General features: G+C 69.3%; 16 protein-coding genes, 4 tRNA genes and 3 pseudogenes. 12 read left to right on the top strand and 11 right to left on the bottom strand.

Annotated elements, in window-relative coordinates; genetic code table 11:
- The coding region (locus tag Mco01_RS38275; protein ID WP_204061715.1) for a DUF8189 domain-containing protein at positions 1-243 on the top strand (243 nt) is incomplete at its 5' end.
- Positions 244-317: 74 nt separating this feature from the next.
- On the opposite strand, the pseudogene Mco01_RS38270 reads toward Mco01_RS38275, so the two are convergent.
- From Mco01_RS38270 to Mco01_RS38265, 3 genes and pseudogenes are all read right to left on the bottom strand, one after another.
- Positions 318-416 (bottom strand): annotated as a pseudogene (locus tag Mco01_RS38270) (IS5/IS1182 family transposase); the annotation flags it as partial.
- 133 nt (positions 417-549) lie between these two features.
- Positions 550-729: pseudogene (locus Mco01_RS40500) on the bottom strand (IS5/IS1182 family transposase); the annotation flags it as partial.
- A 141-nt stretch (positions 730-870) separates the two neighbouring features.
- A complete protein-coding gene (locus Mco01_RS38265; RefSeq protein WP_204061714.1) occupies positions 871-1,818 on the bottom strand; it encodes a sulfotransferase domain-containing protein in 948 nt (315 codons plus the stop codon).
- 47 nt (positions 1,819-1,865) lie between these two features.
- Here Mco01_RS38265 and Mco01_RS39625 point away from each other — a divergent pair, with 47 nt between their 5' ends.
- Entirely contained in the window at positions 1,866-2,189 is a 324-nt protein-coding gene (locus Mco01_RS39625) for a tyrosine-type recombinase/integrase (protein WP_239104230.1), read from the top strand.
- A gap of 124 nt (positions 2,190-2,313) precedes the next feature.
- Entirely contained in the window at positions 2,314-2,466 is a 153-nt protein-coding gene (locus Mco01_RS39620) for a site-specific integrase (RefSeq protein ID WP_239104229.1), read from the top strand.
- A 56-nt stretch (positions 2,467-2,522) separates the two neighbouring features.
- On the opposite strand, the gene Mco01_RS38255 is transcribed toward Mco01_RS39620, so the two are convergent.
- The 6 genes from Mco01_RS38255 to Mco01_RS38230 form a co-directional block, all read right to left on the bottom strand.
- Positions 2,523-2,732, bottom strand: coding sequence for a hypothetical protein (locus Mco01_RS38255; RefSeq protein WP_204061713.1), 210 nt, complete (start codon positions 2,730-2,732; stop codon positions 2,523-2,525).
- 123 nt (positions 2,733-2,855) lie between these two features.
- Positions 2,856-2,932: transfer RNA gene (locus tag Mco01_RS38250), tRNA-Phe, on the bottom strand.
- A 20-nt stretch (positions 2,933-2,952) separates the two neighbouring features.
- Positions 2,953-3,027, bottom strand: a tRNA-Asp gene (locus tag Mco01_RS38245).
- A 105-nt stretch (positions 3,028-3,132) separates the two neighbouring features.
- Positions 3,133-3,205 (bottom strand) — tRNA-Glu (locus tag Mco01_RS38240).
- On the bottom strand, positions 3,206-4,825 hold the full coding sequence (locus Mco01_RS38235) for a metallophosphoesterase family protein (RefSeq protein WP_204061712.1): 1,620 nt from the start codon (positions 4,823-4,825) through the stop codon (positions 3,206-3,208).
- A gap of 107 nt (positions 4,826-4,932) precedes the next feature.
- Positions 4,933-5,580: a TetR/AcrR family transcriptional regulator C-terminal domain-containing protein gene (locus tag Mco01_RS38230; protein WP_204061711.1), complete on the bottom strand. Its 648-nt coding sequence runs from the start codon at positions 5,578-5,580 to the stop codon at positions 4,933-4,935.
- A gap of 67 nt (positions 5,581-5,647) precedes the next feature.
- Between Mco01_RS38230 and Mco01_RS38225 the strand changes: the two genes are divergently transcribed.
- The 4 genes from Mco01_RS38225 to Mco01_RS38210 all read left to right on the top strand — a co-directional run bounded on the left by Mco01_RS38225 (position 5,648) and on the right by Mco01_RS38210 (position 9,306).
- Positions 5,648-6,580: an ATP-binding cassette domain-containing protein gene (locus Mco01_RS38225; protein WP_204061710.1), complete on the top strand. Its 933-nt coding sequence runs from the start codon at positions 5,648-5,650 to the stop codon at positions 6,578-6,580.
- Positions 6,577-7,458: an ABC transporter permease gene (locus tag Mco01_RS38220; protein ID WP_239104228.1), complete on the top strand. Its 882-nt coding sequence runs from the start codon at positions 6,577-6,579 to the stop codon at positions 7,456-7,458. Before Mco01_RS38225 ends, Mco01_RS38220 begins: the two co-directional genes overlap by 4 nt.
- A gap of 85 nt (positions 7,459-7,543) precedes the next feature.
- Complete coding sequence (locus tag Mco01_RS38215) at positions 7,544-7,885, top strand: metallopeptidase family protein (protein ID WP_036324200.1); 342 nt, start codon at positions 7,544-7,546, stop codon at positions 7,883-7,885.
- A gap of 125 nt (positions 7,886-8,010) precedes the next feature.
- On the top strand, positions 8,011-9,306 hold the full coding sequence (locus tag Mco01_RS38210) for an MFS transporter (protein ID WP_204061709.1): 1,296 nt from the start codon (positions 8,011-8,013) through the stop codon (positions 9,304-9,306).
- A gap of 1 nt (position 9,307) precedes the next feature.
- On the opposite strand, the gene Mco01_RS38205 is transcribed toward Mco01_RS38210, so the two are convergent.
- Entirely contained in the window at positions 9,308-9,745 is a 438-nt protein-coding gene (locus Mco01_RS38205) for a PspC domain-containing protein (RefSeq protein ID WP_239104227.1), read from the bottom strand.
- Between the two features lie 86 nt (positions 9,746-9,831).
- On the opposite strand from Mco01_RS38205, the gene Mco01_RS38200 reads away from it, so the two are divergent.
- From Mco01_RS38200 to Mco01_RS38190, 3 genes are all read left to right on the top strand, one after another.
- On the top strand, positions 9,832-10,989 hold the full coding sequence (locus tag Mco01_RS38200; protein WP_204061708.1) for an acyl-CoA dehydrogenase family protein: 1,158 nt from the start codon (positions 9,832-9,834) through the stop codon (positions 10,987-10,989).
- A gap of 98 nt (positions 10,990-11,087) precedes the next feature.
- Positions 11,088-11,159: transfer RNA gene (locus tag Mco01_RS38195), tRNA-Lys, on the top strand.
- Positions 11,160-11,462: 303 nt separating this feature from the next.
- On the top strand, positions 11,463-12,005 hold the full coding sequence (locus Mco01_RS38190; protein ID WP_204061707.1) for a hypothetical protein: 543 nt from the start codon (positions 11,463-11,465) through the stop codon (positions 12,003-12,005).
- A 313-nt stretch (positions 12,006-12,318) separates the two neighbouring features.
- Here the strand turns inward: Mco01_RS38190 and Mco01_RS38185 are convergent, their stop codons facing one another.
- Positions 12,319-12,846 (bottom strand): P-loop nucleotide/nucleoside kinase family protein, encoded by a 528-nt coding sequence (locus tag Mco01_RS38185; RefSeq protein WP_204061706.1) that lies wholly within the window; start codon positions 12,844-12,846, stop codon positions 12,319-12,321.
- 466 nt (positions 12,847-13,312) lie between these two features.
- Between Mco01_RS38185 and Mco01_RS38180 the strand changes: the two are divergent.
- Positions 13,313-13,462, top strand: a pseudogene (locus tag Mco01_RS38180) (PadR family transcriptional regulator); the annotation flags it as partial.
- Positions 13,459-13,875 (top strand): DUF1048 domain-containing protein, encoded by a 417-nt coding sequence (locus Mco01_RS38175; RefSeq protein ID WP_204061705.1) that lies wholly within the window; start codon positions 13,459-13,461, stop codon positions 13,873-13,875. The pseudogene Mco01_RS38180 and the gene Mco01_RS38175, both read left to right, overlap by 4 nt.
- Positions 13,876-13,893 lie beyond the last annotated feature (18 nt).

The raw sequence follows: 13,893 nt of genomic DNA, 5'->3' as shown, positions 1-13,893 counted from the left end.
GTCGACCCCGCCAAGATGGTGCACGTCTTCGCCACCGGCAACGACGGGACACTCAAGCACTGGTACTACTCCGGCAGCTGGAAGACCGACACCCTCGGCGCCGGCGTGACCGGCACCCCCACCATCACCGCCGACGGCAACGGCGCACTCCAGGTCTTCGCCCGCGGCACCGACGGATCACTCAAGCACTGGTACTGGTCCAACGGCTGGCACTACGACGTCCTCGGCACCGGAATCGCCTAATCCGGCCACCTGAAAGTGTGTGTGGACCCACCATCGTGGTGGGTCCACACGTCTTCAAGGAAGATGGTCGCGACCGCTGTCGAGAACCCTTGTCGCCTGTGCAGCTTTGCGGGCCGGCGGCGGCGCGGCCCGCGGCGGGAGCGGATCGGTGGGATGCCCCGTAGGTTCGGCCGTCATTGACTCGCCGATTGCAGGGCGGTTAGAGATCTGGCCGGAGCGGCGGATATGGGCAGTGGCCCAGCCGAGAAGAGCGGTGGTCAAGTTCAGGGCGCTGACAACCAGTGGGATCCAGACGCTCAGGCCGTGCACCCGGTCGGGGCGGGTGCGGGGTCGCCCGGTGTCCAGGCGCGGTACTCGGATGCCGTCGATGACGGCGGTGAACTGCGGGCTGTCGCCGCGCTGTCCGGTGGTGAGCACGATCGACAACGGCTTCAGCCCTTGCTCGCACGCCAGGTGCAACTTGGTGGTCAGCCCGCCGCGAGAACGTCGACGGCCAGCCCTCACGGGTGCTGCGATGGGGTGCGCAGCTCGACGTCCGCCCGATCACGATGAGCGGGGAGCTCACCGATCAGTCCACCACCAGTTTCGCGGTCAGCTCCGGCGCGTCTTCACTCATGCGCCGCGCCCTTAGAGGTTGCCTGCCGCCGGCAGCGCGGGCCGATGGATCCAGGCGGCAAGGTCCGCGGGCGCGCATTCGGCGACTCGGGCGGCGTACCGGGGAAGCTCCTCCTCGTTGAGGACCTGCCGCCACTGGCCTGTTGATCCGCTGTGGAAGAACTGGCTGGGGTCGTGATAGAAGCCGTCGTGGCTGGCTTCGGGCGCGAGCTCGCCGGCCCGGCCCTTCATGACCGCGAACGTGGCGGCCTGGACCAGGTCCGGCCAGGCTGTCTCGGTGATGGCGATCCCGAGCCGGGCGGCTATGTAGCGCATCTGCCCTTCGAGGTCATCAAGGAGGTCCTCGTAGCGCAGCAGCACGATGTTCGGCTGGTCGCGGACCTGCCAGAACGTGTCCAGATGGTGAAGCATGATCTCCAGGTCGGACACGGTCTTTCCGGGCGCGGCCGGGTTGACCCAGGACCAGAAGCGCTCGCGCGCGGTCCCGCTCGGCGGGGACGGAGCGGCGGCCAGCAGCTCGTCGAGGACCACGGCGCCCACGGCATCCTCCCGCAATGCGAGGGACACGGCCCGGTCGGTGTTGCTGGTATGGCTGTCCAAGGACATGGCCACATCCCGGGGGTCCCGGCTTGCGCATAGGTAGGTGACCCGGTCGTCGAAGGGCAATCCGTCGAGGGGCGTGTGGGTCTTGATGAATCGCCGGTGCGCTTGTGCCTCGAGGTCGGCCAGCACTCCGGTGAGCGGGCGCAGCAGGACGTCCAGCCACGGCGAGATCTGGTCGAGGGGCCGGTCGAATGTCGCGCTTTTGAAGATCTCCAGGGCGCAGATCATCTGCAGCCAGGTCGTGCCGCACTTCGCCGGGGTGCTGATCACGATGTCGCCAGGGCGGAACACGAACCCATCCCAGCGGGCCGAGTCCGTGAAGGAGGTCTGGTAGCGAACGTGTTCCCCCAAGCCCATGCGGGGAGAATGGCTGCAACCAGATCGGGCCGTCAACCGTGCCGTGAATGACCGGGGCGCCCCGCAAGCGCAATGACCGGAACGCGGCGCGGACCTCGGTGGTAAACAGCGTCGGTTCCTGCCAGGTGGCCTACTGGCTGGAGCACGTCGTCAAGGTCGAGCGCCGCCCCAAAACGGTGCAGGGGTGCGAGGGAGTTATCCGGCGGTATCTCTTGCCGAGCCTCGGCCGGAAGCGCCTCGACAAGCTCAACGCGGCGGAGGTCCGTCAGTTCGTCACGTCGCTCCGTACCGGCTGCCAGTGCTGTCAGCGCGGGTGGGACAAGCTTGGGAAGCCGCCGGAGTGCTGCGCCAAGAAGGGCGGCGAGTGCTGAGATACACGATCGAGACTCGTATGGTCCAGTTCATTCACGCTGTCCTGCGCAACGCCCTGGAGAACGCGGTCCGCGAAAAGACGACCTCGGGAGTGTGCGCCTTCACGATCTCCGCCACACCTGTGTGAGCCTCCTGCTCGACCTCGGCGTACCGCCGCACATCGTGCGAGAGATCGTCGGCCACTCGGACATCGAGGTCACGATGAAGGTGTATGCCCACACCTCTCTCAACGAGAAGCGTGCGGCCCTAGGCAAGCTAGGCGATGCTCTGGGCTGACTTGGCCTACAACTGAGAAGCGCTCCGGGTTGCCGGGGCGCTTCTTTCGTTAGCCATCAATAGAGCCACTTCTCGCTGTGGCGGTGCCTTGTCGGCTCCGGTTCCTCACCTCGTAGAAGCATCAGGCGGACGTCCTGTCGGGCCTTGCGCTCTGCGATGTTCGTGTCCACGCCGATGCCTTTGTATGATCCGCCGGCGTCACGCCTGGCTCGGCGGCCATCTTGCTCCTGGATACGGAGCGGCATCGTGTTGTCGGTGCGGCTCACTCTTCAATCCTCGCGGACCCGCTCCGACACCTCAACTACCCCTGCTGTCGTCAGGGTTGTCGTCAAAGCTCAACAAGAACGCCCCGGCCGTGATCGGCTCGGGGCGTTTGGGCTGTTCAAAGGTGGTGGTCAGGGGCAGGGTCGAACTGCCGACCTTCCGCTTTTCAGGCGGACGCTCGTACCAACTGAGCTACCTGACCTCGGCGGCTGCCGCCGTACGCGGTCCTGACGGGACTTGAACCCGCGACCTCCACCTTGACAGGGTGGCGAGCACTCCAAACTGCTCTACAGGACCTTTATGTCCGGAAGCTTTCGCTTCCGTGTTGTTCGGCTCGCTTAGCCTACCAGTTCCCGGGAGGTCTTCGACCTCTCCGCTTCCCGGCACGCCAGGCGTTCCGTGTGCCCCCAACGGGATTCGAACCCGTGCCGCCGCCTTGAAAGGGCGGTGTCCTAGGCCGCTAGACGATGGGGGCTCAGGGACGGTGCCCTGTTCCGTGACGCCTTCCGTCGGAGACCCCTGAAGCATAGGGGACGTTCGCCCCCGATGCCAAAGCGGTTGGCGACGGGGAGCCGCTGATCGTTCCGCTCGGAGAGGGAACGCCCTGCGACCCGGGAGAGATTCTACGACCCGGGTCCGGCTCGATATGTCGCTCGCACCGGATCCACTGCTCGCCGAGGCCGCCCACGGTGATGTCGTCCCAGGCCTGGAGGCGGTGGGTGCTCTTGCTGAAGTACAGGACGGACGCGGTGAGCGGCGTGGGCTGGTCGTGCTCCAGGCCGCGCAGGCCCGCACCGCCGGTCGAGCCCTGGATCATGAGGCGGGTGCCCGTCGGCAGCAGTTCGGTCGAGCGGGCGTGGACGTGGCCGGCCAGCACGAGGGGCGCGTACCCGGACAGGCCGCGCCCCACGGTCGGGTCGTGGACGGCCACGATGTCCGTGGGGATCTTGTCGGGGGCGGACGTGGAGGCCGCGCGAGGCCAGCCGCGGGGCACGATCCGCTGGGCGTTGAAGCGGCCGAGGTCCAGCAGCGACTGCGCCTCGTCGTTCGGCTCCTGGACCGTCTTGTCGGGCGTGAAGCGGGGGTCCCCGATGCCGTAGATCGTCAGGCCCTTCACGGTCGCCGCGGTGCCGTCCAGGACGATGGCGTGCTTCTGCCGCGCCACCGCGCGCTGCGTGGTCATGGAGTCGTGGTTGCCCCGCACGAAGACGTACGGCACGCCGAGGCGGCCGACCTCCTCCACGTACGTGTTCTCCGCGCTGGTGCCGTGGTCGCTGATGTCCCCGGTGTCGATGATCATGTCGACCTTGAACTGGTCCTTCAGCGACCTGATGACGTTCCAGCCGACCGGGTTGATGTGCAGGTCGGACACGTGGAGGACGCGGACGGTGTCCGGGTCGGGGTTGAAGGTGGGCAGCGTCGAGCCGGCCTCGTACAGCTGGGAGACGTTGGTCACCAGCTTGGCGAGCTGGCCGCGGTACTCGGAGAACTTGTTCACGATCGACTCGGCGCTGCCCACGAGGGACGGGACGCCGGTCAGCAGGCCCGTGTAGCGGGGCTCGGACATCGAACGGGGGTTGAAGGTGAGGGCCGACGCCGTCCCGATGGCCGCCACCATGAGGAGGGACCCCAGGCCGGTCCAGGCGGCCGAGGAGATCCGCCGGAAGACGACGAGACCCGTGACGAAGCCGGCGAGCACCGCGCAGACGACCGCGCGGATGGCGAGCCGCCGCAGACCGTCGAGGACGTCGCCCTCGATGGTCGTGGGAAGGCGGTCGGCCCAGCGGGGGTTCTTGAGGATCTCCTCGGCGGCGTCGGGATGGACGGCCTCGAGGGTGAGGTTGAGCCGCACCGGCCCGTTGTGGCTGTCGAAGTCGAGGGTCCCGAGCGGGCGCACGTCGATGACGGTCTCACCGCCCAGGGACGGCTCGAGGGACATCCCGATGTCGGCGGGCCCGACCGCCGTGTCCACCGACGCGCCGAACGCGATCCCGAGCCAGCCGCCGAGCACGGCGGCCACGGCGATGGCGAGGACACGAGCCGCCCGGCCGTGCACGACCCGCCGGGCGAACATCGTCAAGCGCGAGATCTCCATCCCCTCCTGCCTACCCCACTTCCCCGCCCCCCCGCGCACCGCCTCCGCCCGCGATCACCGGCAGGAGACGCTCCGCGACGCCCCTGGGCAGGGCTCGGGGCAGCCCCCTACGGCCCGGCCCGGCCCGTCGTCTCGGCGAGGCGGGCCCGCATGCCGGCGATGATCAACGCGACACCCCCCTCGAAGGAGGCGTCGCTCTGCGGGCCGCCCACGTCCTCCAGGACGGCGCGCAGAAGCGGGTATGCGTCGAGTTCGTCGACCGCCTCCTCGAACTGCTCCGGACCACTGACCCCACGTTCCCTGTCCGCCTGCTCCTCAAGCACGAAGCCGCCCAGGAAACTCGCGAGGGTCCCGAGCCCGGTCATCGCGTCCGTACGGGTGAACCCGACGCGTACGAGGGACTCCAGGATGAGCTCGACCGTGGCCAGGGTCCCCTGGCCGGGGTGGGTGCCCGCGGTGAGCCGTGCGCCGTCACGGTGGGAGTTGAAGGTCCGGCGCCGGCCCCGCACCCAGTCCGCCAGCCAGGTCTCCCACGACTCCCCCTCGCCGAGTGACCGCAGCACGGGGGCCTCGCCAACCGTGATGGCCTCGGACATCGCGTCGAGAAGCTCCTGCTTGTTCCTGAAGTGCCAGTAGAGGGCCGGGGCCTGGACGCCCAGTTCGGCCGCGAGCCGGCGCAGGGTCAGCTTCTCCAGCCCCACCTCGTCGAGGAGCTTCAGCGCGGTACTGACGATCCGGTCGCGTTCGAGTCGCACGCTTGACAGCTTAACAACGTTCAATGCATGCTTAACGCTGTTAAATTTAACGACGTTAAGGAGAAGGATGATCCACGCCGAAGGGATCAGGAAGCGGTACGGCGAGACCGAGGCCCTGCGCGGCGTCGGCCTCGACGTGCCCGCCGGCACCGTCTGCGGCCTGCTCGGCCCGAACGGCGCCGGGAAGACGACGATGGTCCGCATCCTCACGACGCTGCTGCCGCCCGACGGCGGGTCGGCTCGTGTGGCCGGGTGCGACGTGGTCCGCGAGGCCGACCGCCTGCGCTACCGCATCGGCCTGGCCGGGCAGCACGCGGCGCTGGACGAACTGCTCACCGGCCGCCGCAACCTGGAGATGTTCGGCCGGCTCTACCACCTGCCCCGGCGTTCGGCTCGCCTGCGGGCCGGGGAGCTGCTCGAGCGGTTCGGCCTCGCGGAGGCGGGCGACCGGCCGGTGCGGACGTACTCGGGCGGCATGCGACGCCGGCTCGACGTGGCCGCCAGCCTGATCGTGGCGCCGCGGGTGCTCTTCCTCGACGAGCCGACCGCGGGACTCGACCCGCGCAGCCGCCTGGGGCTGTGGGACATGCTGCGCGAGCTGGTCGCGGAGGGGACGACGTTGCTGCTGACGACCCAGTACCTCGACGAGGCCGACCACCTGGCCGACCAGATCGTGGTTCTGGACACCGGACGGGTGGCCGCGTCCGGCTCGCCGTCCCAGCTCAAGGCGAAGGCCGGGGGCGACCGCGTGAGCGTGGCCTTCCGCGAGGCGGGCGACCTCGCCGAGGGGGAGCAAATCGTCCGGGGAGTCCTGCCGGGCGAGCCCGAGATCGACCGCGGCGAGCGGCGGCTGGCCGTCCAGGTCGAGGACGGCGCGACGTCGCTGATCAAGGTCGCCGCGGCCCTGGACGCGGCCGGGATCGCGGTCGACGACCTCGGCCTGCGCCGGCCCACGCTCGACGAGGTGTTCCTGCGGCTGACGGGGGCGAAGGCGGCATGAGCACCACCGGCCCGGACACCACCGGCCGGGGCGCCGCCGGCATGGCGGCCTTCCGGCTCGAGCCGCCGTCGACTCCGCTGGAACGGCTGCGGTGGGGTCTCGGTGACACGCTCGTCATCGCGGGCCGCAGCTACGCCCGGCTGCGCGCGCAGCCCGGCGAGATCGCGGGCGCGCTGATCTTCCCCGTCATCATGACCGTTCTGTTCGGGTACGTCTTCGGCAGCGCGATCACGCTGCCCGGCGGGGGCGACTACCGGAACTACCTGATGCCCGGCATCTTCATGCAGCTCATGGCCCTGGGCACGGTGGCGTCTGCGACGGCGGTGGCCGAGGACATGGCCCAGGGCGTCATCGACCGCTTCCGCGCCCAGCCCATCGCGCGCAGCGCCGTCCTCGCCGGGCGGACCGTCGCCGACGTGTCCCGCGGGGTGATGTCGCTCGGCTCCATGGCGCTGTGCGGCGTCCTGCTGGCCGGCTGGCGCCCGCACGGCGGCCTCCTCGCGACGCTCGGGGGCTTCGCGCTGTTCGCGCTGTTCGGGTACGCGATGATCTGGGTCGGCACGTACATCGGACTGTTCGTGAAGAACGGCGCGCAGGCGGACGCGGCCACGTTCGGCTGGGTGCTCCCGATGACGTTCCTGGCCAACGCGTTCGTGCCGCTGGAGGGGCTGCCGCGCTGGCTGCGGGCCGTCGCCGACTGGAACCCGATGAGCGCGGTGGTCTCGGCCGGGCGGACGCTGTTCGGCAACCCGGGGTCGGCCGCCGACTCCTGGCCGCTGCGCCACCCGGTGACCGCGACGCTCGCCTGGTCGTTGCTGATCATCGCGGTGTTCATGCCACTCGCCGTACGCCGCTACAGGACCGCGACATCCCGGTGACGCGACACGCCACCCGGCGGCAGCCTCCCGGGACGGGCGATGCGGCGGCCTCGCGGGACCGGGGCGGCGGTGACACGATGGCGGTGTGATCGACGTCCCGCTGAAGAGGTTCGAGGAGCTCGTGGCCGAGGCGCTGGACACGATCCCGCCGGATCTGGCCAGGGTCATGGACAACGTCGTGGTGGTGGTCGTGGACGACCCGCCCGAGCCCGGGCTCCTCGGGCTCTACACCGGCATCCCGCTGACCGAGCGCGGCGACTGGTACTCCGGCGTGCTCCCCGACCGCATCGAGATCTACCGCAACCCGACGCTGGAGATCTGCGAGACCGAGGACGACGTGGTGGAGGAGGTGCGCGTCACCGTCGTCCACGAGATCGCGCACCACTTCGGGATCGACGACGAGAGGCTGCACGAACTCGGTTGGTAATCGTGGGGTTGCAAACGGTCCCCGCAGCGGGCACTGTAAGTAACATGTTGACCACGGCCCGTCAGACGAACCGTCGCCGCGGGCCGGCGCGACCCCACCAGCGGAGCACGTCAGCGGAGTGACATTTGGCGGCCACCAAGCAGCCCGGCAGGCTATCAGGAAGGCACCGCCGTCCTCCCGAGACGCGCATCACCTACCGCGAGGTCGTCGCGGTCAGGGAGTTCCGCGCCCTGTGGCTCGGGCAGGGCATGTCGCTGCTCGGCGACCAGCTGGCCCAGGTGGCGCTCGCCGTCCTCGTCTACTCCCGCACCGGCTCGCCGCTCGCCACGGCCGCCGTCTACGCCCTGACCTACCTGCCGCCCATCATCGGGGGCCCGCTGCTGGCCGGGCTGGCCGACCGCCACCCGCGCCGCCGGGTCATGCTCTCCTGCGACCTGCTGCGCGCCCTGGCGCTCGGCGCGATGGCGGTGCCCGGCATGCCGTTCGCCGCCCTGTGCGCGCTGGTCTTCCTCGTCGTGCTGCTCGGCGCGCCGTTCACCGCCGCCCGCGCGGCGCTGCTGCCCGAGGTGCTGGAGGGCGACCGGTACGTCGTGGGCTCCGCCCTGCAGAACGTCACGAACCAGGCGGTGCAGATGCTCGGGTTCGCCGCCGGAGGGGCCTCCATCGCCGTCCTGGGGCCGTACCGCGCCCTGGCTCTCGACTGCGCCACGTTCCTGGCGTCGGCCCTGGTGATCGTCGCTGGTGTCCGGCGACGTCCGGCGCCGCACAGGGGCGAGGGGGGGCGGCCGTCCATGTGGACGATGACCGCGGCCGGCGCCCGGCTCGTCTTCGGCGAGCGGCGGCTGCGCACGCTCGTCCTGTTCGCCTGGCTCTGCGGCTTCTACGTGCTACCCGAGGGGATCGCGGTGCCGTACGCCGCGACGCTCTACCGGGGCGACCTCTCGGTGCCGGCGATCACGGGGCTGCTCATGGCGGCGATGCCGCTGGGGACCGTCGTCGGGGCGTTCGCGTTCGGGCGGTTCGTCACGCCGTCGTGCCGCCTGCGGGGGATGGGGTGGCTGGCCATGCTGACCTGCGCGCCCCTCGTTTTGTGCGCCATGCGGCCGCCCCTGGAGTGGGTGCTGGCGCTGTGGGTGCTGTCCGGAGTCGGCGGGGCCTACCAGCTCGCCGCGAACGCGGCCTTCGTCCAGTGTGTCCCGTCGGCGGGCCGCGCCCAGGCGTTCGGGCTCGTGCAGTCCGGGCTGCTGGCCGCCCAGGGGGTGGGGATTCTCATCGGGGGCGCCGCGGCCCAGCGGCTCGGTCCAGAGCCTGTCGTGGCACTGGCCGGAGCCGCCGGGCTCTCCGTCGCGGCCGTGCTCGCCATGCTCTGGACCGAATCTCGTACGGAGATCATTTCCACGGTCCGGGCCCCCGCCACCTGAGTCAGGCCTGCGGGCCGTCCTCGGGGCGGGTGGCGTCGGGGCCGGGGGCCGAGGGCCGGCCGTACGGGTGCTGCTCGTAGCCGCTGCCCTGGTGCGTGGGCTGCGGGGCCTGCGGAGCCCGGGGGGCCTGGTTCCAGCCGCTCTGGGCCTGGTCCCACTTGGACTTCACGTCCTGCCAGACGTGGCCGTCCTTGTTCTTGTCGATCAGGTCCTGCACGATCGAGCCGTGCCGGCCCTCCTCGGGGAGCAGGAGCCACGCGACGGCGTAGACGCCGATGCCGAGGCCGCCGAAGAAGCTGGCGACGGCGAGCGCGAGGCGGAGGATGTTGGGGTCGACGCCGATGTACTCCCCGACGCCCGAGCACACGCCCGCGATGATCCTGCCGTTCCTCGTGCGCTGGAGCTGCTTGCCCGAACCATTGGTGTTCATCTCGTTCATGCCTCCACAGTGCCTCTCGGGGCGCCTCGCGCACATCGGGATTCCCCCTGGCACTACCCCGAGGGGGCCCGGATACCCTGGCGTCCATGGACGACCTCCTCCAGCTCGACGACCAGCTCGGCAGCGAACACCGCATGGTCAGGGACGCCGTGAGGGACTACGTCGCCGACCAGGTGCTTCCCCACGTCGGGGACTGGTTCGAGCGCGGCGCCTTCCCCGCGCGGGAGGTCGCCCCGGTGCTCGGATCCCTAGGGGTTCTCGGGATGCACCTGGAGGGGTACGGCTGCGCCGGGCTCGACGCCCTCTCGTACGGCGTGGCCTGCCGGGAGCTGGAGGCGGGCGACTCGGGCCTGCGGTCCTTCGTGTCGGTCCAGGGGTCGCTCGCGATGTTCCCGATCTGGAAGTACGGGTCGGAGGAGCAGAAGCAGGAGTGGCTGCCGCGGCTGGCGGCCGGTGAGGCCATCGGCTGCTTCGGCCTGACCGAGCCCGACCACGGCTCCGACCCGGCCGGCATGCGCACCACCGCGAAGCAGGACCCGTCCGGCGACTGGATCCTCAACGGCTCCAAGATGTGGATCACGAACGGCTCGGTCGCCGACGTGGCCGTCGTGTGGGCGCAGACGGACGGCGGCGTCCGCGGCTTCGTCGTCCCCACCTCGTCCCCCGGGTTCTCCGCCCCCGAGATCCACAAGAAGATGTCGCTGCGCGCCTCGGTCACGTCCTCGCTCTACTTCGACGACGTACGGCTGCCGGCGTCGGCCGTCCTTCCCGGCGTCACCGGCCTGAAGGGCCCGCTGTCCTGCCTCACCGAGGCGCGGTACGGCATCGTGTGGGGCGTCGTCGGCGCGGCCCGCGCCTGCCTGGAGGCGGCCGTCGACTACGCCACCACCCGCGTCCAGTTCGGCAAGCCGATCGGGGCGTTCCAGCTCACGCAGGAGAAACTGGCCTGGATGGCCGTCTCCCTCGGCCAGGCCGGGCTCACCGCGCTGCACCTCGCCCGGCTGAAGGACGCCGGGAGCCTGACGCCGCGGCAGGTCAGCTTCGGCAAGCTGGCCAACGTCCGGGCCGCCCTCGACATCGCCCGCCAGGCCCGCTCGGTGCTCGGCGCCAACGGGATCACTCTGGAGTATCCGGTCATCCGGCACATGAACAACCTGGAGTCCGTTCTCACGTACGAGGGCACCCAGGAGATCCACACTCTCGTGCTGGGCGAGGCCCTCACCGGCCTGCCCGCCTACCGATGACGGTCGTTCCCGTCGCCGTGGGGGCGGTACTCTCTGTACCCTGCATCTAGGGAAGTGTCGCGCAGATCTTGCCGTGGTCTGCGGGACATCGCCCTGAAGGGGTGCTAGCTCAATGGCAGAGCTGCGGACTTTTAATCCGTCGGTTCAGGGTTCGAGTCCCTGGCGCCCCACCCTTAATGAGCTGGGCAGACTCCCGAATCGTGAGCGTTGGGAAGCCTGCCCGGTTGCATTTCTGGTTGCAGTTGTGCAGTCGCCGGTTCACTCGTCCCACAGCGCCCGGCCCATCCGCGCCATGGCGTCGCCGGCCAGGTTCAAGAAAGTGACCTTGACCGAACCCGGGGGCACGGTCGCGAGTTGATCCACTAGCGGGGGCAGGAAAGGAAAGGCCGGGTAGGTAACGGCTTCAGGGCAGTGGGATCACGGGTCCGATCCGAGGACTCCCCGCAAGATCGATCACGTCGTACCGTCGGAACATGCGCAAGTGGATCTGCGTCGTATTGGCAGGGGCACTCCTGGCCTGTCTTACCGGCTGCACAGTCCGCGACAACGGCTATATCGGGATCAGCGTCGACGAGGCTGGTCACCTCCTCGCCGTACTGGCTTGGTGCGGGCCGCCACCGGACGGAGTGCTGCTCTTCCACGAGCAGGCCACCGCCCAGGCTAAGCCGACCACCGGTAACCCAGACGATTCGTACATCGACGACGCGACGTACCACGCGCCCGTACTCAGCGGCCAGAGCGCCTCGTTTCGACTCGACGCTCCCGTCGGCGGTTGGACGGTCACCCCCAAACCGCCGACGCTGGATCCAGCGATCACGTACATAGCCTTCGGCTTCACCAACGACAACACAAGCGGACTGAACAGAATGACATTCAAGATCGACGATGCCGCCAGAGTCAATCCGGGCCAGGTGCTGGCGTATGGCTGGGACGACGAGAGGCAACAGCACATCGACGGCGTGATCTCTTTGAAGGACTTTGAGCGCTTAGGGCAGGCTTCCGTAAACTGCCCCTGACGATCCCGCCCGCCGTCCGGGCGTGCGACTCTCCAGCCGGTCCCGGACGTCGCCGCTCAGGCCGCCCCGGCGCAGCCAGCGCCACGCCGTACCGACCGAACCCGCCGACCACACACGCCCCGTCGCCCACCGCTACGCTCCCGGCTTCAAATGGAGGGCCGAGAGGGATGAGCTTGAATGCGCCTCCGAGGGGCACTCCGGCCCCGAGGTGATCGCCGAGCACGAGCACGGGCCCGTAGGTAGCGGGGGCTAATCGCCGGCGCTGTGACCGAAACGTTCACCGTGGTTCACAGTCTCCGCGTGGGGGCGAACCTCAACTTTTGACGGCCTCTGCGATCTGCAGCGCTACCTGGGCGGGCGTTAGGTGCGTGGTGTCGACGACCTCGGCCTCGCCGTGTAGCCACGTGCGGGCCGCCTCGGCGTAGGGCTCAAGGTATCTGAGACGGAAGGGGGAGGGGCCCGGGCCGAGAAGAGTGTCCCCCTCGATGCGCCTGCGGAGGGTGTCTTGGTCAGCGTGGAGGACGAAGTGCCGTACGGGGATGGCATGTTGGGCGAGACCCGTGCTGATCTCGCGCCAGTACTGCTCGACCAGGACAGTCATGGGCATCACCAGAGTGCCGCCGGTGTAGTCGAGTACAAGGCGGGCGGTCTCGACGACGAGTGGCCGCCACGGCGGCCAGTGCTGGAAGTTGTCCGTCGCGGGCAGCCCCGGCGTGATGTCCATGAGTGTCTCGCCTACCTTCTCGGCGTCGAACACCCGTGAATTAGGGATCAGTTGCTGCACGAGTGCGGCGGTCGTCGTCTTGCCTGCGCCGTGGGTGCCGTTAAGCCATACGCTCACGGAGCCCGATGCTAGTGCTGTGCGGGCCGTGGGCACGGACGCCCAGAAACAGGTCCTGCCGTGGCGGATGGCATGACCCACCCGCGATGATCGTTTCTGGTCACAGCACTAGCGGATGTCCCGCCGGCGAAAGGCTTGCTGCGGTGTCGTGTCGGCGGCCGTGTCAGCACGGCAACGGCGCGGTGTCAGTGCTTCCGGCGATCGTTGATGCCATGAACAGATCAGCAACCGCTTCCTCGCGGTCGCGGGCACTCCCGCCGCCTCCACAGCGATCGAGCCCCCCGACGGGCTGACGCAGCCGGTCTTCCCCTGAGGGATGGCGGACTCGCTCACGAACAGCGACCAGGCCGCTCACACCTACACGGCCATGAACAGCTATTCGGTGTTGCTAGCTACCGGTACCCAGTGGTACTTTGTACCGGTACCTAGCGACACCAAGTAGCCGAGAGACGGCCGACCCGCCTACGGCTACGAGATCACAGTGCGGCTGCGCGACCAGGGCTTCATGGACGTCGCCGAAGGCACCATCTACGCGCTGCTGGTCAGGATCGAGCAGCGCGGGAGCTTCCTGGCCGCAAGGCTCGAACAGCTCCGCGAAGGAGGCAAGCAGACATGACCACAGAGTCGAACGAGCCGAAGAGCCGCTACCTGCAGCACCTGGAGATCATCACCGGGCCGCTGGAGGACAAGAAGCGCTGGCGGCAGTACAAGGCCCGCGTCAAGCGACTCCCCGAGAACTACCGCATCGCAGTCGAAGCGCTGGAGCGCTACCTCATGCACTTCGGGCCGGCCGACGGCGCCGGCGCGATGGCGATGTACGACGACCTGGCCGAGCTGTTCGAACAGAGCGCGGCCGACGGAACCCCGATCCGCGACATCTTCGGCGACGACCCGGTGGAGTTCGCCGAGGCGTTCATGGCCAACTACCCCCTCGGACAGTACCGAGCCCGGGAACGGCATCGATTGGCCGGCGCCATTGAACGCGCCGCCGGCGAGAACCCCGAAAGAGAAGACAGGACCAAGCGATGACGACACAACAAGCCCCGG

It is taken from the genome of Microbispora corallina, from assembly GCF_016863035.1.
Lineage (GTDB): Bacteria > Actinomycetota > Actinomycetes > Streptosporangiales > Streptosporangiaceae > Microbispora > Microbispora corallina.
Note: the sequence above shows the minus strand (reverse complement) of the source record. Positions and strands in the feature narration are given on the sequence as shown.

Bases quoted from the DNA above. Each gene is read 5' to 3' on its own strand.
- Mco01_RS38265 (WP_204061714.1), bottom strand. From the start codon at position 1,818: ATGGGCTTGGGGGAACACGTTCGCTACCAGACCTCCTTCACGGACTCG.
- Mco01_RS39625 (WP_239104230.1), top strand. From the start codon at position 1,866: ATGACCGGGGCGCCCCGCAAGCGCAATGACCGGAACGCGGCGCGGACC.
- Mco01_RS38235 (WP_204061712.1), bottom strand. From the start codon at position 4,825: ATGGAGATCTCGCGCTTGACGATGTTCGCCCGGCGGGTCGTGCACGGC.
- Mco01_RS38225 (WP_204061710.1), top strand. From the start codon at position 5,648: ATGATCCACGCCGAAGGGATCAGGAAGCGGTACGGCGAGACCGAGGCC.
- Mco01_RS38220 (WP_239104228.1), top strand. From the start codon at position 6,577: ATGAGCACCACCGGCCCGGACACCACCGGCCGGGGCGCCGCCGGCATG.
- Mco01_RS38205 (WP_239104227.1), bottom strand. From the start codon at position 9,745: ATGAACGAGATGAACACCAATGGTTCGGGCAAGCAGCTCCAGCGCACG.
- Mco01_RS38200 (WP_204061708.1), top strand. From the start codon at position 9,832: ATGGACGACCTCCTCCAGCTCGACGACCAGCTCGGCAGCGAACACCGC.
- Mco01_RS38190 (WP_204061707.1), top strand. From the start codon at position 11,463: ATGCGCAAGTGGATCTGCGTCGTATTGGCAGGGGCACTCCTGGCCTGT.
- Mco01_RS38175 (WP_204061705.1), top strand. From the start codon at position 13,459: ATGACCACAGAGTCGAACGAGCCGAAGAGCCGCTACCTGCAGCACCTG.